The sequence below is a fragment of the Pseudoalteromonas sp. '520P1 No. 423' genome (assembly GCF_001269985.1).
Lineage (GTDB): Bacteria > Pseudomonadota > Gammaproteobacteria > Enterobacterales > Alteromonadaceae > Pseudoalteromonas.
In genome coordinates, this window is record NZ_BBZB01000001.1 from 312,633 (window position 1) to 333,979 (window position 21,347).

Here is a 21,347-nt window from a genome sequence, read left to right on the forward strand (position 1 = left end):
TGTATGGTTAAGCCTCACGGGTAATTAGTACAAGTTAGCTCAAGGCCTCACAACCCTTACACACCTTGCCTATCAACGTTGTAGTCTCCAACGGCCCTTCAGAGTGCTTATAGCACTAGTGAGAAATCATCTCGAGGCCTGCTTCGCGCTTAGATGCTTTCAGCGCTTATCAGTTCCGAACGTAGCTACCGGGCAATGCCATTGGCATGACAACCCGAACACCAGCGGTTCGTTCACTCCGGTCCTCTCGTACTAGGAGCAACCCCTCTCAATTCTCAAACGCCCACGGCAGATAGGGACCGAACTGTCTCACGACGTTCTAAACCCAGCTCGCGTACCACTTTAAATGGCGAACAGCCATACCCTTGGGACCGACTTCAGCCCCAGGATGTGATGAGCCGACATCGAGGTGCCAAACACCGCCGTCGATATGAACTCTTGGGCGGTATCAGCCTGTTATCCCCGGAGTACCTTTTATCCGTTGAGCGATGGCCCTTCCATTCAGAACCACCGGATCACTATGACCTACTTTCGTACCTGCTCGACGTGTCTGTCTCGCAGTTAAGCTTGCTTCTACCATTACACTAACCGTACGATGTCCGACCGTACTTAGCAAACCTTCGTGCTCCTCCGTTACTCTTTGGGAGGAGACCGCCCCAGTCAAACTACCCACCAGGCACTGTCCGCAATCCCGCTTAGGGACCTACGTTAGAACATCAAAACTACAAGGGTGGTATTTCAAGGACGACTCCATAACATCTAGCGACGCTACTTCAAAGTCTCCCACCTATCCTACACATGTAGGTTCAATGTTCAGTGCCAAGCTGTAGTAAAGGTTCACGGGGTCTTTCCGTCTAGCCGCGGGTACACAGCATCTTCACTGCGATTTCAATTTCACTGAGTCTCGGGTGGAGACAGCGTGGCCATGGTTACACCATTCGTGCAGGTCGGAACTTACCCGACAAGGAATTTCGCTACCTTAGGACCGTTATAGTTACGGCCGCCGTTTACCGGGGCTTCGATCAAGAGCTTCTCCGAAGATAACCCCATCAATTAACCTTCCGGCACCGGGCAGGTGTCACACCGTATACGTCATCTTTCGATTTTGCACAGTGCTGTGTTTTTAATAAACAGTCCCAGCCACCTAGTTTCTGAGACCAACTTCAGCTCCACACGTAAAGCGCTTCACCTAATGTTGGCGTACCTTCTCCCGAAGTTACGGTACAATTTTGCCTAGTTCCTTCACCCGAGTTCTCTCAAGCGCCTTAGTATTCTCTACCTGACCACCTGTGTCGGTTTGGGGTACGATTCATTATAAACTGAAGCTTAGAGGCTTTTCCTGGAAGTATGGCACCAACAACTTCATCACCGTAGTGACTCGTCTCGTGTCTCAGCCTTAATGACAACCCGGATTTACCTAAGTCATCAGCCTACGCACTTTCACATGGACAACCAACGCCATGCTTGTTTAGCCTGCTCCGTCCCCCCTTCGCATTCATAATAAGTACGGGAATATTAACCCGTTTCCCATCGACTACGCCTTTCGGCCTCGCCTTAGGAGTCGACTCACCCTACCCTGATTAACATGGGATAGGAACCCTTGGTCTTCCGGCGTGGGGGTTTTTCACCCCCATTATCGTTACTCATGTCAGCATTCGCACTTCTGATACCTCCAGCATACCTCCCGGTACACCTTCAACGGCTTACAGAACGCTCCCCTACCCCGCATACAAAGTACGCAGGCGCATCTTCGGTGGTATGTTTAGCCCCGTTACATCTTCCGCGCAGACCGACTCGACCAGTGAGCTATTACGCTTTCTTTAAAGGGTGGCTGCTTCTAAGCCAACCTCCTGGCTGTCTGGGCCTTTCCACATCGTTTCCCACTTAACATACACTTTGGGACCTTAGATGGCGCTCTGGGTTGTTTCCCTCTTCACGACGGACGTTAGCACCCGCCGTGTGTCTCCCGGATATTACTTAACGGTATTCGGAGTTTGCATGGGGTTGGTAAGTCGGGATGACCCCCTAGCCCAAACAGTGCTCTACCCCCGTCAGTATTCATCCGAGGCTCTACCTAAATAGATTTCGGGGAGAACCAGCTATCTCCCGGTTTGATTAGCCTTTCACTCCTAGCCACAAGTCATCCCCTCACTTTTCAACGTAAGTGGGTTCGGTCCTCCAGTTGATGTTACTCAACCTTCAACCTGCCCATGGCTAGATCACCGGGTTTCGGGTCTATACCCTGCAACTAGTCGCCCAGTTAAGACTCGGTTTCCCTACGGCTCCCCTATTCGGTTAACCTCGCTACAAAATATAAGTCGCTGACCCATTATACAAAAGGTACGCAGTCACAAAGCAAAGCTTTGCTCCTACTGCTTGTACGTACACGGTTTCAGGTTCTATTTCACTCCCCTCACAGGGGTTCTTTTCGCCTTTCCCTCACGGTACTGGTTCACTATCGGTCAGTTGGGAGTATTTAGCCTTGGAGGATGGTCCCCCCATATTCAGTCAGGATATCACGTGTCCCGACCTACTCGATTTCACTTTATATAAGTTTTCGTATACAGGACTATCACCTTGTATCGTTGCACTTTCCAGAGCATTCTACTAACTACAATAAAGCTTAAGGGCTGTTTCGATTTCGCTCGCCGCTACTTTCGAAATCTCGGTTGATTTCTGTTCCTACGGGTACTTAGATGTTTCAGTTCTCCGCGTTCGCCTCGTTAACCTATGTATTCAGTTAACGATACCTATAAATAGGTGGGTTTCCCCATTCGGAAATCTAAGTCTCAAGTGCTTTTTACTAGCTCGACTTAGCTTATCGCAAGTTAATACGTCCTTCATCGCCTCCAACTGCCAAGGCATCCACCGTGTACGCTTATTCACTTAACCATACAACCCAAAATAGTTTTACAACTACAATGTGCTGTATTATTTCGTGACAGTTAACTTCGCCAGAAGTTAATGTTTTGAATACTAAAGTAGATGCCAATCATTAATTACTTATAAATAAGTAAACAATAAATTGGCATGAATGCATCACCATAACATGGCTATCATTCGTTTCTTTTACTTTTTGAAAACTCTTAATAAATGTTTAATAAACATTTATTAGAATTTTTATATCAGCTTTCCAAATTTTTAAAGAGCACATAAATAATTCATTCCAAAGAACAAACTATTTAATAATCATCTGTGTGGACACTGGCATGCAAACCAGTTCTTTCGTATAAGGAGGTGATCCAGCCCCAGGTTCCCCTAGGGCTACCTTGTTACGACTTCACCCCAGTCATGAATCACTCCGTGGTGACCGTCCTCTGCAAGCAGTTAGACTAGCCACTTCTGGAGCAACCCACTCCCATGGTGTGACGGGCGGTGTGTACAAGGCCCGGGAACGTATTCACCGCGGCATTCTGATCCGCGATTACTAGCGATTCCGACTTCATGGAGTCGAGTTGCAGACTCCAATCCGGACTACGACAGGCTTTAAGTGATTCGCTTACCCTCGCGAGCTCGCAGCACTCTGTACCTGCCATTGTAGCACGTGTGTAGCCCTACACGTAAGGGCCATGATGACTTGACGTCGTCCCCACCTTCCTCCGGTTTATCACCGGCAGTCTCCCTAGAGTTCTCAGCATTACCTGCTAGCAACTAAGGATAGGGGTTGCGCTCGTTGCGGGACTTAACCCAACATCTCACAACACGAGCTGACGACAGCCATGCAGCACCTGTCTCAGAGTTCCCGAAGGCACAAGTCTATCTCTAGTCTCTTCTCTGGATGTCAAGTGTAGGTAAGGTTCTTCGCGTTGCATCGAATTAAACCACATGCTCCACCGCTTGTGCGGGCCCCCGTCAATTCATTTGAGTTTTAACCTTGCGGCCGTACTCCCCAGGCGGTCTACTTAATGCGTTAGCTTTGGAAAAGTCATCCGAAGATTCCAGCTCCTAGTAGACATCGTTTACGGCGTGGACTACCGGGGTATCTAATCCCGTTTGCTCCCCACGCTTTCGTACATGAGCGTCAGTATTGACCCAGGTGGCTGCCTTCGCCATCGGTATTCCTTCAGATCTCTACGCATTTCACCGCTACACCTGAAATTCTACCACCCTCTATCATACTCTAGTCTGCCAGTTCGAAATGCAGTTCCCAGGTTGAGCCCGGGGCTTTCACATCTCGCTTAACAAACCGCCTGCGTACGCTTTACGCCCAGTAATTCCGATTAACGCTTGCACCCCTCGTATTACCGCGGCTGCTGGCACGAAGTTAGCCGGTGCTTCTTCTGCGAGTAACGTCACAGCTATAGTCTATTAAACTATAACCTTTCCTCCTCGCTGAAAGTGCTTTACAACCCTAGGGCCTTCTTCACACACGCGGCATGGCTGCATCAGGCTTGCGCCCATTGTGCAATATTCCCCACTGCTGCCTCCCGTAGGAGTCTGGACCGTGTCTCAGTTCCAGTGTGGCTGATCATCCTCTCAAACCAGCTAGGGATCGTCGCCTTGGTGAGCCTTTACCTCAACCAACTAGCTAATCCCACTTGGGCTAATCTTTAGGCGTGAGGCCCGAAGGTCCCCCACTTTGGTCCGTAGACATCATGCGGTATTAGCAGTCGTTTCCAACTGTTGTCCCCCACCTAAAGGCATATTCCCAAGCATTACTCACCCGTCCGCCGCTCGTCAGCAGATAGCAAGCTATCTCTGTTACCGCTCGACTTGCATGTGTTAGGCCTGCCGCCAGCGTTCAATCTGAGCCATGATCAAACTCTTCAATTAAAAAGTTTTTTGTCTTTGTCTATAAAATAGATGAGACAGCTCAATGAATTCTGTTTTTGATATTAAATTTAACAAAGTTAAACTTAACGTCGCATATGACTGTGTAGTCACTCGCTCTTTCCTAAAAGGATTAAGTGAACAGATTTTAATGAGACTCTAATTTTGTGTCACTTCGAAAAGTGACTTTAGAACTCAATCTGCAAGAGTGCCCACACAGATGATTACTTATTGTTAAAGAACGTTGCTTTGAAGCTGTGCTTCGAAGCGGAGGTGCATAATACACCTTAAAAATTTTGAGTCAATGGTTAATTTAAAATTAATTTTTTAACTTTAAATCTGATTCAAACTTTTTGGAGATAAATCTCCTTCCAACATCATTCGATATCGCTACATCCTTTTTAGAATGTTGCTTGCCGTCTGTGTCGGTGGAGGCGCAGTATAGGCATTTTTAAATTCTGCGCAAGTGTTTTTTAAAGATAAGTTGATATTACTTGCCGTTCGCTCATTATATATACAAAACGTCCTAAAATAGGACGTTTCTATTAAATAAAGTCAGTAAACTCGGCTTTATCTCTGTAAGAGATTTAGATTTAGTAACTATTTTACAAATATTTCCATTTCTTCGCCGATTTGCTTACGCATTTCCATTAATCGTATTGCAGTATCATGCTGCTTAATATCAGCTTCAGTTTCTGGGATCCATTTAGGTATTTCGATCTTTTGACCCGTTTCATCAACTGCCACCATAATTACAATACAATGTGTTGTAATACGTCTATTCAATGATTTTGGGTCGCAGGCTGTTACTTCTAATGCAATATGCATAGAAGAAGTACCTGTATAAATAACTTTAGCTTCAACTTCAACTAAACTACCGACATGTATAGGTGCCACAAATCGAATACCACCGGCATAAGCCGTAACACAGTAACGCCCACTCCAACCTGCAGAACATGCGTAAGCAGCTAAATCTATCCATTTCATTACTGCACCACCATGTACTTTGCCTCCAAAGTTAACATCTTGCGGCTCTGCTAAAAATCTCAATGTTATATCGCGCTGTGGTTTTTTCATGATTTGCTCTCAATAATGCTTAATGAATTAAGCTATTTTTCAACTATATAAACTATTATTTAATAATAGAACAAACTTAGTCAAAGCATAAAGCTATAAATCTGATATTATACAGGGTCAAAACGGCCTAAAAGTACAGCTTTGTACTCAAGGTCTATTATATACAGGTCATAACAGATCAATTATAGGAAAAACACCTTGAGTCAAACCACCTTTACATCCGTTAAGTTACAACCGGCCCTAATAGAGAACCTCTCTTCTCTGGGTTATAACAATATGACGCAAATTCAAGCCGAAAGTCTACCCCATGTTCTTGCGGGTAAAGATGTGATCGCACAAGGAAAAACTGGTTCAGGAAAAACCGCTGCTTTTGGTTTAGGTATATTAGAGAAATTAAGAGTTAAACAATTTAGAATTCAATCATTGGTACTTTGTCCTACTCGTGAATTAGCCGATCAAGTTGCTAAAGAAATTCGTAAATTAGCGCGTAGTATTCATAACATTAAAGTTTTAACTATTTGTGGTGGTATGCCTTTTGGTCCACAAGTTGGTTCTTTAGAGCATGGGGCTCATATTATTGTAGGAACGCCAGGTCGAATTGAAGATCACTTACATCGCGGCACATTAAATTTAGACAATGTGACGACTTTAGTACTTGATGAAGCTGATCGCATGTTAGAAATGGGTTTTGAATCTGCGATTGATGCAATAACAGATGCGACACCAGATAACCGCCAGACTTTATTATTCAGTGCTACATTCCCTGATTCTATCAAAACAGTATCTGAACATATCATGGTTGATCCTGTTATGGTGAAAGTTGCTTCTTCTGATAACAATACTAATATTCGTCAATATTTTTATAAAGTAGAAAATAATAAACAACGCTTAGTCGCACTTCGTTTATTACTTTTAAAGCACCGTCCAGAGAGCTGTGTTGTATTTTGTAATACAAAAGTTGAAACACAAAGAATTTCAGATGAACTTAATAACTTTGGTTTAAGCGCCTTAGCTTTAAACGGTGATTTAGAGCAAAGAGACAGGGACCAGACCTTAGTCCGCTTTACCAATAAAAGCGTATGTATATTAGTTGCAACTGATGTAGCAGCGCGTGGTCTAGATGTTGATTCACTTGATATGGTGATTAACTTTGAAGTCGTTCGTGATCCAGAAGTACATGTACATCGCATTGGTCGTACTGGCCGTGCAGGTAAAAAAGGCACAGCGCACTCTATTTTCATTGAAACAGAAACACATCGCTTTGAAAAAGTATCTGAGTATATGGATAAAGAGTTCGATCTTTCGGTATTGCCGCCATTTAGCATATTGGAAAAACCAGGTTATAAACCAGACATGGTGACATTGCAAATTGATGGCGGTAAAAAACAAAAAGTACGTCCTGGAGATATTTTAGGCGCATTGACAGGTAAAAACGGTATTGCTGGCAAACAAGTTGGCAAAATCAATATGTTTGATAACTGGGCATATGTTGCAGTACATAAAGATGCGTCAAAACCAGCCCTTGCAAAATTATCTGAAGGTAAATTAAAAGGTCGCTCATTTAGAGTTAGACGTGTTAGATAAAACACTTATCACCTTCAAAATAAACACATATTAAATACACAGAATTTAGGAAATAAAAGACATGGCACAAGAAAAGAAATTTGATTACAAAGTAATTCAAGATGGCGAAAAATGGCACGCAGAAATTACTCGTCGTGTTTCAGCGAGAAAAACAAGCGTTTCTAAGCGTAAAAAAGGTTTTGAATCTCAAGAAGCCGCTGAGCAATGGGGTAAAGAGCAATTAGAAGTATTCTTACAAAACTTACAAGAGCGTAATAAGCGTAAAGCTGAAAAGCGTGTTGTTCGTAATGAACTTGAAGCGCAAGCTATCGAGAAAGAAGAAGAATACAAAGCAAAGCGTTTAGCTGCACGCCTTGCTGCTGAAGAAGAAAGAGAAGAAGACCAAGAGTAATAGCTCTTCTTACTCAAAGGGTTGAAATACACACTGTATTTCAACCTATTCTTTTAAGTACCCTACTAATTTTATCCTTACCAATTTTTTAATAATTCATGGACTGCCTGCTTAGGTGTTTTCACTAGTTTTTTCACTAATGAAAATGGAATATCAGTTAAATCATAATCTAACCTTATATCTTCCAACATTGCTACCCAAAGCTTGGCTGTCATTTGCGAATCAAATAATGCTCGGTGAAAACCGCCATCAGCAGGAATATTTTTATATCTAATTAAATCTCCCAACTTATGTGTTGGTGCATCTTGATAAATCCGTCGCGCTAATAACATAGAGCAAGCAAACTCACCAGAATAACTTCGTGAAATTTGCTGTAATTCAGCATCTAAAAATCGTTTATCAAATGATGCGTTGTGGGCTATTAAATTTGAATCACCAATAAAATTGGCAAACTCATCCATTACTTCTGCACAAGAGGGCATGCCTTTTAGCATTTGATTACTAATACCGGTGTAATCTTCAATAAAACCAGTAATTTGAAAACCAGGATCCATTAATTGACTGAAAGAATCTGTTATCAGCCCATTTTCAATACGTACGGCACCAATTTCGATAGCGCGATCGCCCATATTGGGTGATAAACCTGTTGTTTCAAAATCGAGTATCACTAAAGAGCTAGCTGTATTTTTTAATGCCATATTTAATTTCTACCGGAGAGTTTCTTGCATTTTACGCTTATCCCACTACCTGAGCTAATTTATTGAATTAACATTTCCTTACGTTTACGTTTTGTTAACCTTAACTAAAGTGTGTAACTTAATCCTGTAAAAATATTGACACACATTGAAAAGGAAGCGAGAAATGAAATTTACCAGTATTTCTTTAGCACTTGCGCTCGCTATTGCAGGAAGTAGTACAGCTTACGCAGCTGATAAATAGAAAAAGAAGAAGAAGAAGAAGGCCAAATAGCACTGAAAGTTGATAAGCTATTTTTAAGTGAAGCTTTACATAAAGTATCACCTTGGGCGCGTTTAAATGATAAAAAACGTTTTAATTTAAGCAAACTTAACGATAAAAAATAACGTAGATGTTGTTGTAGATTATGTATTTAATAATAGTAACCCTAAGGTTTACGGCTCAAATGCAGTTACCGATCCCCGTTCAGTTTCAATCAAAATACAACATTCATTTGTAGAGCTACCTAAAAATAATTTTAAACCACGATTAGATGATGCGCGTATTGGTTATTTCACTCAACAATACGATCAAATGACATCAAGCGAATGGCCACCTTATCAAGATGTGATTAATCGTTGGGATTTAACGAAAAAAGATCCTTCAGCTGCATTATCTGAGCCTGTAAAACCAATTGTTTGGTGGATAGAAAATACAACGCCTCATGAATGGCGCAAAACAATTGAAGAAGCAGTGCTAGATTGGAATATTTCATTTGAGAAAGCAGGTTTTAAAAATGCGATTCAAGTAAAAGTGCAACCAGATGATGCTAAGTGGGATGCAGGTGATATAAATTACAATGTATTACGCTGGACTTCGTCTCCTCGCCCGTCATTTGGTGGTTACGGCCCATCATTAGCAAATCCACTTACCGGTGAAATATTGGGTGCCGACATCATGTTGGAATTCGTATTTATGAAAGATCACTGGTATATACGATAAGCTATATAGTCAAGGTGCTGCGAGCCTAACTGATATGACAGCGCAAATCGAGGGTCTAAACTGTAGTGCGGGTCATGACCTGCAGCAGGGCATGATGTTAGGTAAAACATTAGAAAATGGTTCATCTATCCAAGAAAAAGCATTATTGGATGAAGGCCTTCGCATGCTGATATTGCATGAAGTTGACCATACATTAGGGCTTAACCATAATATGAAAGCCTCTATCATGTGGGATGAAAAAGAAGTTCACGATAAATCACTTACAAAAGGCATTTTAACTGGTTCAGTGATGGATTACACGCCAGCAAATGTAGCTCCTGTAGGTGTAACTCAAAGCGATTACTTCCAAGTAAAACCTGAGCCATAAGATAACTGGGCTATTGAATACGGTTATTCAACGGCATTAGAAGATGAAACTGCTGATTTCAGCAAATGTGTTATACGGACAATACAAAAAACAAGCTGAAGTAATATCACACCAAGTAGGTGGCGTATATGTTGAGCGTAATTTTGTTGATAGCAAAGCTGCATCAAAACCTTATACGCCAGTACCAAAGGCTATACAAAAAGCGGCAATGAATGCATTAGCTAAATATGTATTACAACGTATTTCTGATACTGGTTTATATGGTAATGATTACAGCTTAACAAGCTTTATGAAAGATTTAACATCTTCAATATTTGTTGATGGAAAGTCAGTTAATTCGATGAGCCAAAACCTGCAAATTGAATATGTACAAAGGTTAATTAAAATCGCAAGCATAGGTAAAAATCAGCTTATGATAATTTAGCTAAAACATCTACGCTGTATCAATTACAAACTATTGCTGGTCAAGATGCTCCTTGGGGTGCTGATAATTCAACTAAAGCGCACAAAGCATATTTAAATCTCATCATCAAAAAAGCTTTAGAAGCTTAAACTTTTAAAAGTTACAGAATTAAATGCACTTAATATAAGAATATTAAGTGCATTTTTTATTTTAGAGTTTTAAATTTAGCTGGGTATAAAGTTTCAATCGCTTTATTAATAGTCTCTAATGCTTCAGGGTTTTGAGCTAAATAACCTTTTGATAAATACATACCAAAAGGTCTCACTTTTTGAACTACAGTTTTATAATAGCTTCTTGAATGCCCTAGTTTATCTATTGCTTCTAAAAAAACAGCTTCAGATAAAAAAATTGCATCTAACCTTCCTTTACTGAGCATTTTCAAAAGTGTATCCGGCTCTAAAACACCTGATACAGATGCAAACTTATTTTTACTTAACCATTTATGCGTATTGGTATTTGATATAGTGCCTACATTAGCCAATTTAAATTTAGCCGAGTCAGGATCTAAATTTGATGTACGAAGCAAAAACCAACACCAAACATTTTGCATAACAGGCTTTGTAAATACCGCAATCTTATCTCTTTCGTCATTTTTTGAGGCTAGAAAAAAGCCATCAGAATAACCCGACTTAACCTCATATATTGCACGGTCATAATCTGTGGTGAGTTTAAAACTAAATGGAATTGCTGCCTTTTTTAATATTTTAGACACCCTAGAAACTCCCTCACCCGTTAATTCACCATTTTTTTGATACATATACGGGGGAAAGTTTGGCACAACAAACCTAACAGGCTCTACTGCATTAAGTATCGGACTAAAAAGTAAAAATGTGAAAATAATTCTAAAATTCATTAGCCTTAAATAAAGAGTTATTACATAGTATTGAAGTATAGTAAAAATGCTCTGTATTACCCAAAATATAATATGAAATAATTAAGGCAAACCATTAAATTAACATTTTAAATTTATTGGATTTAATAAAATATTTATATATCGGCTTTTTGATTTGTGTGATCATATTACCAATAGAAAAACACCAAGTTCCAGCTATCGCGTAAAACCAACCTAGCAAAACCTCTTTAGATAAATTGGTTTGCATAAAATCGCCAGCAAATAACAAACTAATACCCGTTAAACCAATTATCACTCCAAGCCAAAAATTATTGTTAGTTTTTGTGCCATAAAAAATTCGACCGTGAATCGCATTAAAAATAGGTGCAGTCGCCATAACAACAGCCGTTAAACCACTGGCAATATAAGATGTAGAGCTATAAAAAAATAAAAAGTTACAACAAAATAAACACGCCCCCTGAACAGCGAAAAACTTTTGGTCTGTTACTTTCACCGATTGCAGCTTATAAATGCTTTTCCGATAATAAATATCACTATCGCAGCAAATAAAAAGCGATATAAAATAGAAACTTCCATTGGCGTACTGCCTTGTTGCCACTTAATAGCAATCCAAGAAAACCCCCATACAAAAATCATTAATGCATATAAAAAAGCTGTCATTCCATTCCCCAATACATAATAAAAAAATATTATGAATCTATATGCCAAGCTTTTCTGTCACGATATTTTGAAAACTAACACAATATTGCGGTTATTATTTCCTGAACACTTGAGCCCTTTATGGTTAACAGTTACTGTTTATATATGAATGCGAATATCGAAAAGCCACTCAACAAAAAACCGATTAGTTTTGAGCTGTCAAAAAAAACCTGTGTTAGGCAAAAGTCTTTAACACATGGTTTAACTTGGGCGCATTAGCGTAATAAAGATGAACATTTATACTATGAGAATAATAATCAACATACGCTGAGCATGTATTTAACTGGCGGATATAATACCTTTCGAACTGATATTAAAGCCAATAAAGGCGCACCAGGTAAGTTTTGTTTAATGCCAAAAGGCGCAGATAGCCAATGGCAATTAGGCGATAGATAGGAGTTCATGCACTTATATTTTGATGATGCTTACATTAAAAGGTTAGCGCTGAGCGTACTTGATATCGACCCTAGAACAGTGCAACTACCTGAACTCACTTTTACCCAAGACTTAGGTTTAGAAGCTTTATTTCGCCACAATATGGCAGCAGCTAATTGGCATACCAATGATATGCAGTTGGCAATGGAACAAGTCACAGATACCATTTTAATTTCCATGTTACAAAACATGGGAAATACAAAATTAAAAAAACCTTTAAAAGGCGGATTATCTCCTAGGGTATGCACTCTTGTGTGTGATTACATTCATGCAAATTATCAAAGACAAATATACCTATCTGAATGGGCTGAATTAGCACAATTAAGTGAGTATCATTTTTGTAGAATGTTTAAAGAAAGCCTAGCGCAAACACCACAAGAATATTTAATGAAAGTAAGAATCCGCCATGTTAAAAATGCCCTACTACACTCAACACAAAATTTAGCTGACATTGCATTAGAAGTTGGTTTTTCAAATCAAAGCCATATAGGCCGTTACTTTAAAAAACTTATAGGAATTTCCCCGAGAGAATTTAGAAAACAAGCCTAACCAGCTGATATAAATAAAATAATGAATTCTTTACAAAAACATACAATTCTCTTCCCTACACTGGTATTAATTTCTATTCGCATCCGATAACATGGTTTAATAACCCCTAAAGTAGGGTCGTGACAACTCAATGTAAGGAGACATTTAATAAAATGAATCACTTTGTAAAGCTAGCTGGTTTATTATTTTTACCTAGCATTATTACCGGCTGTGGCGATAACCCCTCGACCAAATATCCAGAGCAAACAATATTCCAACATATAGATATCATAGCAACACAAGATAGTATTAAAGCTAAAAGTGAATACTATTCTAATGATGTCATTTACTTTTCCTCTGAAAATGAAAAACAGTTTTTGACAATAAACAGCGATAAAAAATTTGAACTAAATGTACAAAGGTCATCTTTAGCCGACTCCCATCATAATTTCACTACTTATATAGACAAGAGCCAATTAGAATCCCGCTTATTAAGTGGTGATCAGTTTGCAGTTATATTTGAGCGTTCAAACGGTAATACTTTAGAATCATCTGCTTCATTACCCGCTTTCATTCAATTTATTACCCCGATAGAAGCGCAACAAATTGACCATAGTTCTGAAGATTTGATAATTGAATGGGATTTAGCTTCTGCCAAGGAAAATGCCTTATATCTTCAAGGTGAATGTTTAGTAGACACTTATCCATACGATTTTAAGGATATATCAGGTCCTAATTTTGATATCACTCTAGGCCAAACAAGCTTAACGATTGCTGCAAATAGCTTACAAATCAATACTTGGTATGAGCAGGAGACTTGTGAAGTCACAGCACACTTTTTTAATGAGAGCACTGGCTTAGTTGATGAAAATTTTGCAGGCGGTACCTATAAAATAAGTAGCCACTCAACTCGCAAATTTACATTAACAAATTTACAGGCAGGTAATTAATCATGATAAATAAACTCCTTTTAATACCTCTAATATTTACCAGCACAATCACTTTAGCTGAAGAACATCCGCCCCGATGGTATGCAGGTATTACTGCAGGCTTTAACCATACAGATGACGATAATATCGGTGATCCGGATACAAAATATGGCATAAAAGGCGGCTATATTTTAAATCACTGGCTAGCCGTTGAATCAGAATTTATTTTACATAACAAGGAATCAAATCGTTTTTGTGATTCCGCTGAATTTTCTAATGAGTGTGTGACTTTAAAACAAGACTATAATTATGGTTTTATTGGGCTTCGTGCTACGAAACCTGTTGGCAATGTATTTGCTTTTACTGCGCGTTTAGGTGGCGCATTGGCTAATTATGACTCTAGTCTAACAGGGAGCGAAAGTAAGTTTAATGCCAGTAGTGCGCTAGGTATGTTATGGAATATAGGTCAAGATAGCCAACTTACTTTAGAGTTACAACAAGTCGATTATGCACTTGCTAATAAAACCCATGAAAATATTATTAGCCAGAATCTATCTTTCACGATGAAGTTTTAATGGGTGGTTATTAACTTATCTAAATCATAGCTCTGAAGTTGAGGAGTCTCTTTTATTAAAGGGACTTTTTTATTTCTATAGGCTGATAAATAATATTGTGTCGGCCAATTATGTGGCTTCATATTGTTATTTTTAACTCCTAGCTCTGTCACATCATAAGGTAAATTAATATTGCTACCAGGCACACCGTCCCGGGTATCAATATAACTATCACTAAAATCAGCACAAGTACCAAATTTATCTATACCGTAATTCCACCATACCCCGCATAAACTGACACAGGATCTAAATAGGTCGTTTGAATTTTAATATCTGAACTTTGCTCTTTTACTGCTTCACATAAACCTAAAGCAACAAAGCACCACAACTATGACCTATAACATGGATTGATTTAACTTTTGTTTCTTTGAGCAGCCTTTGCCCCAATTGATGACCTATTTTTTTTGCTTCAAACAGAACAGATAAATACATTATCGGAAAATTCAGACCAATTAAGGCTTAATTTATATTCTCAAAAGTATAATAACTAAAATATAAGATAACAAATTGCATAGCTAAGTGCACACTAACTCCCAGCCCAACATTTCTCTTTTTTCAATTCTTAAATACTCAGGTTATGTAAGCAACAAATAAAAGAGGAAATTTGCTGCTGTGAAGATAATTAAATTATATGTTTAACTAAACAACTAAAATTAATGGCTAAAAATATGTTCATTTAACTCAGTTAAAGCATCTAGCCATTTAGTAACGGTTTTTTCATCATGAGGTGCAGGTGATACACCTTTAACCAAGTCACCAGCAATTAAAGACTCAATAGCAATAGCAACAGTTAAAGACACTAAACGCGCCATAGCTGAACCATTTTCATTGCCCGCTTCATCTACACCATAACTACCATTAAATACTGTTTTTTCACCTGACGGATCTTTAACTTCAAGCTCAACAGATAATACTACACGGTCTGATTCGCCTTCGTCATATTGATGTTTAGTCCAAAGTTCGTCACTGATAGCTTGTAAACGTTTCATGCCCGCATCGCCAGTTAATGTATCAACTTCAGTGAATAAGTTTTCCCATGCTTGTGCCCAACCATTTAAACGTAACGTACCACGCACAAACTCTTGTACATTCCAATCATTTGCAAAGCCATATTGCGCTTGAAATGGGACTGAATCACGGTTTGGATAAGCCTGAAAAGTCTCTTTAGAACCATCAGCCAAAGTCACATCAAAGTCTGATAATGCTAACCAAGGTTTTTCTGTTTGTTTTATTTCGCCTTCACCTATCCACTGTGCTGGAGATTTCAGTGCTTTTAAAACACCCAGTGGTGACCAAGAAAATTTATATTTAAACTCATTGGCTACTTTTGGAAAACCACCACAATATGAGCGGAAATAGTGCTGATTATTTTTATCAAAGCTTTCAGATGCTTCATATTTAGCCACTAAAGCATGTGCTAATAAATGGTCAAGGCCTGGATCTAAACCAACTTCATTTACAAAACTTAAATCAGCTGCTTTCGCTTTTTCATCTAAAGCCTGCATTTCAGGCGATACATAACTACTCGATACAAAATGTGCTTTATGACCCAAACAAATTTCAGCTACTTGTACATGCATAGTTGCTGGCAACATAGATATAACAACATCACCCGCTTGTATTTCTTGCTCTAATGATGACAAATCTAGTTGTTTAACTGGAATATCAATCTTTAAACTTGTAACAGCTTGTTGTGCTTTTTCTAAAGTTCGATTCCATAACACTAATTTTTGTCCAGATAATGCAACTTTGCGTATACCTGGAAGTGATGATAGTCCTGCGCCTAACCAATGAACTGTGCTCATGTCATTCTCTTATATTTGATTAATTTTTTGATTAAATGTGTGATTAGCTCTTTGCCAAACACCTTGCTCTAAATTATCTAGTTGTAACAAATGAGGTAGTAATTGCTGACAAAAATCTTCGCTGCTTTCAACAGGTAATAATGAAGGTAAGTGATCAATCGCAATTAAATCTAACGGATTATCGCCTTCAACTAAACGCAATGTCGGATCTGAAAATGTTGTGCATGTATCGTAAATTGGTAGCGGATTATAATCACCATACGGATCACAACTCACATCACAAATAATTGATAATCTACGATTTGCTTGATGTAACATTTCAGTGGTTAAAAATGGTGGCAATGCAGCTTGAACAAATACACAGTTAACCACAACATCACATTCTAAGAGTTGAGGGAAAGGTCCGCCAACTTTAGTTTCTTCAATGTCCCACTCAATCACTTGAACACCAACACTTTTGGCCATTTCAACAGCGCCACGACCGCTTCGACCTTTTGCACCGATCACCAAAACTTTAACTGGTTTATCACTCAGCGCTAATAAAGATTTAATTTCATTCACTAATGTATCTTGATTTTTTGATGAAGCTAACTTTGGTAAAACTGGAGCCATTTGTTGTGAACGCCTTGCAAATGCCTTTAAAGCAACTGCCGCACCGGCAAAACCAGCCCAATAACCAAAAGCAGCTATTCGACGATTATTTTCATCAACCAAATACTCAAGATCAAATAATTGACCTTGTCCTTGAGTAAAACGTTGCAGCACTTCTTTCCAACCTTGCTGATTTTTATATACGTGAGCAAAGTGGATATGTTTATGCGCTAATGGCCATTTTTCTTCCGTTAGCTCTTTTAAACCAAGAATAATGGTATCAAGTGGTGCTTCGCGCCAACTATGTGCAGGCTGTATATCACACCCTATTTCTCTGTATGGTTTGCTTGATATAGCACTTTGCTCAGACTCTTCAACTGTTATTTTAAAACCAGCATCTAAAAGCTGCTTAGCTACATTTGGGGTAAGCGCAATACGCTCTTCTAATGGTTTTGTTTCAGCACGCAACCAAATATGTGCTTTACTCATATTTAACGACCTCAGATGACTGCTTTTCAACATTTTTGATTGAATAAGCAAAATGAACTTGAACAATTAGTGCTATTTATAGTACAAATGAAATATATTATCAATGATATAAATTATACGATATAGTAAATATTAAGATTTAGTCGTCAAAATAGAGGGTGTTTTGTGGAAAATTTAGCGTTATTTGATGCCAATTGTTCTGAGTCAAAAATTCAGGAGTTAGTAGCTAAGCATTACAATTTATTAGTAAAAGTTAAAAAGCTACCTGGGTATATAGATCTAAATTACCGACTAGCAACTGAAGATGGCAAAAAATATATTTTAAAAATAGCCAATAGTGCAGAGCCTTTGGCTGAACTCGATATGCAAAACAAAATGATGCAGTTTATCGAGCAAAATCCGATTGAGCAGTATCAATTCCCTCAGGTGATTGCTGATATTAACCATCAAGATATTACCATTTTAATTGATACTCAAAACCAACCTAGATACATGCGCTTATTAAGCTTTGTTGATGGTATTTTTTATTCAGAACATAAAAATATTAACTGCCAGCACCATCAAAAACTAGGTGAAATGCTAGGGAAATTTAATAGCCAATTAGTTAATTTTGATCATGATGCCAGTGAGCGATATCTTGATTGGGATTTAAAAAATGCACAGCAGGTAATTGAAAGAAAAATACATGAACTCAGTTGTGATACACAAAAACAACAAGTTAAACGTATTTTATCGACTTTTATCCATCAAGTTAGTCCTTTTACTGAAGGATTACCACAAGCTGTGATCCATAATGACATTAATGATTACAATTTATTGTTATCTAGCCATGATGAAAATTCAGATATACAAGGTGTTATTGATTTTGGCGATATGGTGAAAAGCTATCAAATACATGAATTAGCTATTGCTTGTACTTACGCACTGTTAGATACAAACAACCCTATATCGGTCATCAAAACTATCACTTTAGCTTATCATCAACAAAGAAAGCTTAATCCAACTGAAGCTTGGGTTTTATTTCCACTTATTTGTGCGCGCTTAGCCACCAGCGTATGTAATTCAGCACAAGCTATAAAAGCTGAACCTGATAATGAATACTTACTTATTTCAGCTAAGCCTGCATGGCGAGCAATTGAAAAGTTATTAAAATTTGATGCAAAAACCATAGGTTTTGAGCTACAAAGGTTATGTCAGTTTAAAGCTCAAAATAACCAACAACATCAAGAAATCTTACAACAAAGACAAGATAATCTATTTAAAACTTTAAGTGTGTCTTACAAAGATCCCCTGATCATTGAACGAGGCCAAGGCCAATATTTATTAGATGAAAACAATGTCGCTTATTTAGATATGGTAAATAATGTGTGCCATGTTGGTCATTGTCATCCAAAAGTTGTTGAAGCTGGTCAAAAACAAATGGCGATGCTTAATACCAATACCCGCTATTTAAATAACAACATTATTGAATATAGCGAAGCGTTATTAAGCAAAATGCCAGATGAATTATCTGTTGTGATGTTTGTAAACTCAGGCAGTGAAGCCAATGAATTAGCGATGCGTTTAATGCAGTGCTACAACAAATCTAATGAGCTCATTGTTGTTGATGGCGCATATCACGGTAATACCAACAAAGCGATTGAGATCAGCCCTTATAAATTTAATGGCCCTGGTGGCGACGGCGCTGCAGATAATATTCATATTGTGCCTATGCCAGATCCCTATCGCGGTAAGTTTAAAGGCATGAGTGAACAAACAGGTCAAGCTTATGCAGAATCAGTGAGTGAAACCATTAGCCAACTGACTTTACAAGGCAAGCAAATTGGTGGCTTTATTTGTGAATCCCTACAAGGCGTCGGCGGAAATTTAATTATGCCTGATGGTTATTTAAAGTCTGTATATCGTTCAATAAGAGCTGCTGGCGGATTATGTATTGCTGATGAAGTACAAGTTGGATTTGGCCGGGTTGGCACACATTGGTGGGCATTTGAAACACAAGATGTAGTGCCAGATATCGTCACTTTAGGTAAACCTATAGGTAATGGACACCCATTAGCTGCAGTTGTCACCACTAAAAAAATAGCTGATGCTTTTGTAACTGGTATGGAGTATTTCAATACCTTTGGCGGAAACCCTGTATCTTGTGCCATAGGTAAAGCGGTTATCGATACCATAACTGAAGATAAGCTAAGAGAAAATGCGATCATGACTGGCAACTATATGATGATGCAGTTGAGACAATTGCAAAATCAATTTCCTATTATAGGAGATGTACGAGGTTTAGGGCTATTTATAGGTGCCGAGCTTGTACGAGACCAAAATCTGACTCCAGCCACTGAAGAAGCTAAATTTTTAATTGAGCAACTCAAAACACGTAATATTTTACTTAGCTTAGATGGCCCATTTAATAACGTACTTAAAATCAAACCGCCTATCGTATTTAATCAAAGCAATGTGGATTATTTCATTGCTCAATTAAAGGACTGCTTAGCGCATTTATAATTACCCCCTCCCAAATCACTTCTAAATTGAAAGATGATTTGGGAATAAACCGCCATAAATAAATGTGCGGATCATAAAGATAGTATTTACCCATAAAAATATAATAAGGAAATACGTATGTCTCAAACTAAAGCACCTAGTCTGCTGGATGCGCTCACCCCTATCGTTGCACTTTTGATTATGCTTGCAACTTCTGTTTATTTATTTTCTTCCGATAGCTCTTCTGGTGCCAATCAAATCGCTTTAATTATGGCTGCTTGTATCGCTTTATTAGTCGCCGTAAAAAATGGCTATAAATGGCAACAAATTGAGGCTGGAATCGTAAAAAGCGTTGCTTCAGTCACAGGCGCATTACTTATTTTATTTGCGGTGGGTGGGCTCATAGGAACATGGATATTAGCAGGCACAGTACCAGCCATGATTTATTACGGTATCCAACTATTAAGTCCAGATTATTTTTATGCTGCCAGTTGTTTAATTTGTGCTGTAATAGCAATTAGTATTGGTAGTTCTTGGACTGTTGCCGGCACGATAGGTGTTGCCTTAATAGGTATCGCTGCTGCACTAGGATTAAATATAGAAATCACAGCAGGAGCAATCATTAGCGGCGCTTATTTTGGTGATAAAATGTCGCCATTATCAGATACTACAAATCTAGCGCCTGCCGTAGTAGGTACCGATATTTTTAAACATATCAAACATATGAGTTGGACAACTATACCCAGTATTTTAATCGCATTAACTGGCTTTTTAATTCTCGGTTTTCATAAAAATGCAACTAACTCAGCTACCCAGTTAAATGATATTTTAGTGATATTAGATAATGATTTTTCAATCGGTTTGCATCTATTACTGCCATTAGTTGTTGTTTTATTTTTAGCCTATAAAAAAACCCCTGCATTTCCCACCGTCATTTTAGGTTCATTATCAGGTGCTTTATGTGCGATCGCTTTTCAATTCGAAGGCATAGTACTGTTTGCTGACGATGATAATTTACAGCCTATTGTTGCTGCATTAAAAGGTATTTGGATCACTATGTTTTCTGGTTATGAAGCCAATACTTCTGATGCTGTGATCAATCAATTATTAAGTAGAGGCGGCATGAGCGGTATGCTCAATACAATTTGGCTAATTTTATGTGCCATGGCTTTTGGTGGTGTGATGGAAGTCAGCGGTATGTTAAAACGTATCGTGCAATCATTGCTAACTTTAGTCAAAGGCAGCTCCAGTCTCATAATTACAACGCTAGCGACTTGTATAGGTGCCAATATTATCACTGCAGATCAATACATCGCTATTGTATTACCTGGTCGCATGCTAAAGGTGGAATATGCAAAACATGGATTAGATCCGATTAATTTAAGTCGAACGATAGAAGATTCAGCTACGATTACCAGCCCGTTAGTGCCATGGAATACCTGTGGTGCTTATATGGCAGTTACTTTAGGTGTCGCAACGATGGCTTATTTACCTTATGCCTTTTTTAATCTGATCTGCCCAATTGTCAGCGGTATTTATGCCTATTTAAATTTTAAGATAGAATTTATTGATGAGAGTTTAGTGTCAACTTAAA

The 21,347-nt window shown here is 38.6% G+C and carries 12 protein-coding genes, 2 rRNA genes and 3 pseudogenes; 8 read left to right on the forward strand and 9 right to left on the reverse strand.

What is annotated here, in order from left to right:
• Window positions 1–3: 3 nt before the first annotated feature.
• The 3 genes from PSA_RS01485 to PSA_RS01495 form a co-directional block, all read right to left on the reverse strand.
• Window positions 4–2,892: ribosomal RNA gene (locus tag PSA_RS01485) — 23S ribosomal RNA — on the reverse strand.
• 338 nt (window positions 2,893–3,230) lie between these two features.
• Window positions 3,231–4,773 (reverse strand): 16S ribosomal RNA (locus PSA_RS01490).
• The 16S and 23S rRNA genes sit together here, the layout of an rRNA operon.
• 597 nt (window positions 4,774–5,370) lie before the next feature.
• A complete protein-coding gene (locus PSA_RS01495) occupies window positions 5,371–5,847 on the reverse strand; it encodes an acyl-CoA thioesterase (RefSeq protein ID WP_042148865.1) in 477 nt (158 codons plus the stop codon).
• A 198-nt stretch (window positions 5,848–6,045) separates the two neighbouring features.
• Here PSA_RS01495 and dbpA point away from each other — a divergent pair, with 198 nt between their 5' ends.
• Window positions 6,046–7,431, forward strand: a complete 1,386-nt coding sequence (gene dbpA, locus PSA_RS01500; RefSeq protein ID WP_042148871.1) for an ATP-dependent RNA helicase DbpA — start codon at window positions 6,046–6,048, stop codon at window positions 7,429–7,431.
• A 61-nt stretch (window positions 7,432–7,492) separates the two neighbouring features.
• Window positions 7,493–7,822 (forward strand): DUF3622 domain-containing protein, encoded by a 330-nt coding sequence (locus PSA_RS01505; RefSeq protein WP_042148873.1) that lies wholly within the window; start codon window positions 7,493–7,495, stop codon window positions 7,820–7,822.
• Window positions 7,823–7,899: 77 nt separating this feature from the next.
• On the opposite strand, the gene PSA_RS01510 is transcribed toward PSA_RS01505, so the two are convergent.
• A complete protein-coding gene (locus PSA_RS01510) occupies window positions 7,900–8,520 on the reverse strand; it encodes a PolC-type DNA polymerase III (protein WP_042148875.1) in 621 nt (206 codons plus the stop codon).
• 237 nt (window positions 8,521–8,757) lie between these two features.
• Here PSA_RS01510 and PSA_RS24245 point away from each other — a divergent pair.
• Window positions 8,758–10,418, forward strand: a pseudogene (locus tag PSA_RS24245) (zinc-dependent metalloprotease); the annotation flags it as partial.
• A gap of 56 nt (window positions 10,419–10,474) precedes the next feature.
• Here PSA_RS24245 and PSA_RS01530 read toward each other — a convergent pair.
• Together PSA_RS01530 and PSA_RS01535 are read right to left on the reverse strand one after the other, a co-directional pair.
• On the reverse strand, window positions 10,475–11,182 hold the full coding sequence (locus PSA_RS01530; RefSeq protein ID WP_082305595.1) for an ABC transporter substrate-binding protein: 708 nt from the start codon (window positions 11,180–11,182) through the stop codon (window positions 10,475–10,477).
• Between the two features lie 157 nt (window positions 11,183–11,339).
• Window positions 11,340–11,842: pseudogene (locus PSA_RS01535) on the reverse strand (DMT family transporter); the annotation flags it as partial.
• 144 nt (window positions 11,843–11,986) lie between these two features.
• Between PSA_RS01535 and PSA_RS01540 the strand changes: the two are divergent.
• From PSA_RS01540 to PSA_RS01550, 3 genes and pseudogenes are all read left to right on the forward strand, one after another.
• Window positions 11,987–12,865, forward strand: a pseudogene (locus tag PSA_RS01540) (helix-turn-helix transcriptional regulator).
• A gap of 152 nt (window positions 12,866–13,017) precedes the next feature.
• Complete coding sequence (locus PSA_RS01545; protein ID WP_042148879.1) at window positions 13,018–13,794, forward strand: hypothetical protein; 777 nt, start codon at window positions 13,018–13,020, stop codon at window positions 13,792–13,794.
• 2 nt (window positions 13,795–13,796) lie between these two features.
• A complete protein-coding gene (locus tag PSA_RS01550; RefSeq protein WP_042148883.1) occupies window positions 13,797–14,348 on the forward strand; it encodes an outer membrane beta-barrel protein in 552 nt (183 codons plus the stop codon).
• A gap of 241 nt (window positions 14,349–14,589) precedes the next feature.
• Here PSA_RS01550 and PSA_RS26725 read toward each other — a convergent pair whose 3' ends face one another.
• The 3 genes from PSA_RS26725 to PSA_RS01565 all read right to left on the reverse strand — a co-directional run bounded on the left by PSA_RS26725 (window position 14,590) and on the right by PSA_RS01565 (window position 17,272).
• Window positions 14,590–14,715 carry a hypothetical protein gene (locus PSA_RS26725; RefSeq protein ID WP_269432749.1) on the reverse strand — a complete coding sequence of 42 codons (126 nt, stop codon included), beginning with the start codon at window positions 14,713–14,715 and terminating at the stop codon, window positions 14,590–14,592.
• A 325-nt stretch (window positions 14,716–15,040) separates the two neighbouring features.
• Window positions 15,041–16,192, reverse strand: a complete 1,152-nt coding sequence (locus tag PSA_RS01560; protein WP_042148886.1) for a saccharopine dehydrogenase family protein — start codon at window positions 16,190–16,192, stop codon at window positions 15,041–15,043.
• Between the two features lie 9 nt (window positions 16,193–16,201).
• Window positions 16,202–17,272, reverse strand: a complete 1,071-nt coding sequence (locus PSA_RS01565; RefSeq protein ID WP_042148889.1) for a saccharopine dehydrogenase — start codon at window positions 17,270–17,272, stop codon at window positions 16,202–16,204.
• Window positions 17,273–17,437: 165 nt separating this feature from the next.
• Between PSA_RS01565 and PSA_RS01570 the strand changes: the two genes are divergently transcribed.
• Both PSA_RS01570 and nhaC read left to right on the forward strand, forming a co-directional pair.
• The gene (locus PSA_RS01570) at window positions 17,438–19,774 is read left to right on the forward strand and encodes an aminotransferase class III-fold pyridoxal phosphate-dependent enzyme (protein ID WP_042148892.1); all 2,337 of its coding nucleotides are present in this window, start codon (window positions 17,438–17,440) and stop codon (window positions 19,772–19,774) included.
• A gap of 117 nt (window positions 19,775–19,891) precedes the next feature.
• Entirely contained in the window at window positions 19,892–21,346 is a 1,455-nt protein-coding gene (gene nhaC, locus PSA_RS01575; RefSeq protein ID WP_042148894.1) for a Na+/H+ antiporter NhaC, read from the forward strand.
• Window position 21,347 lies beyond the last annotated feature (1 nt).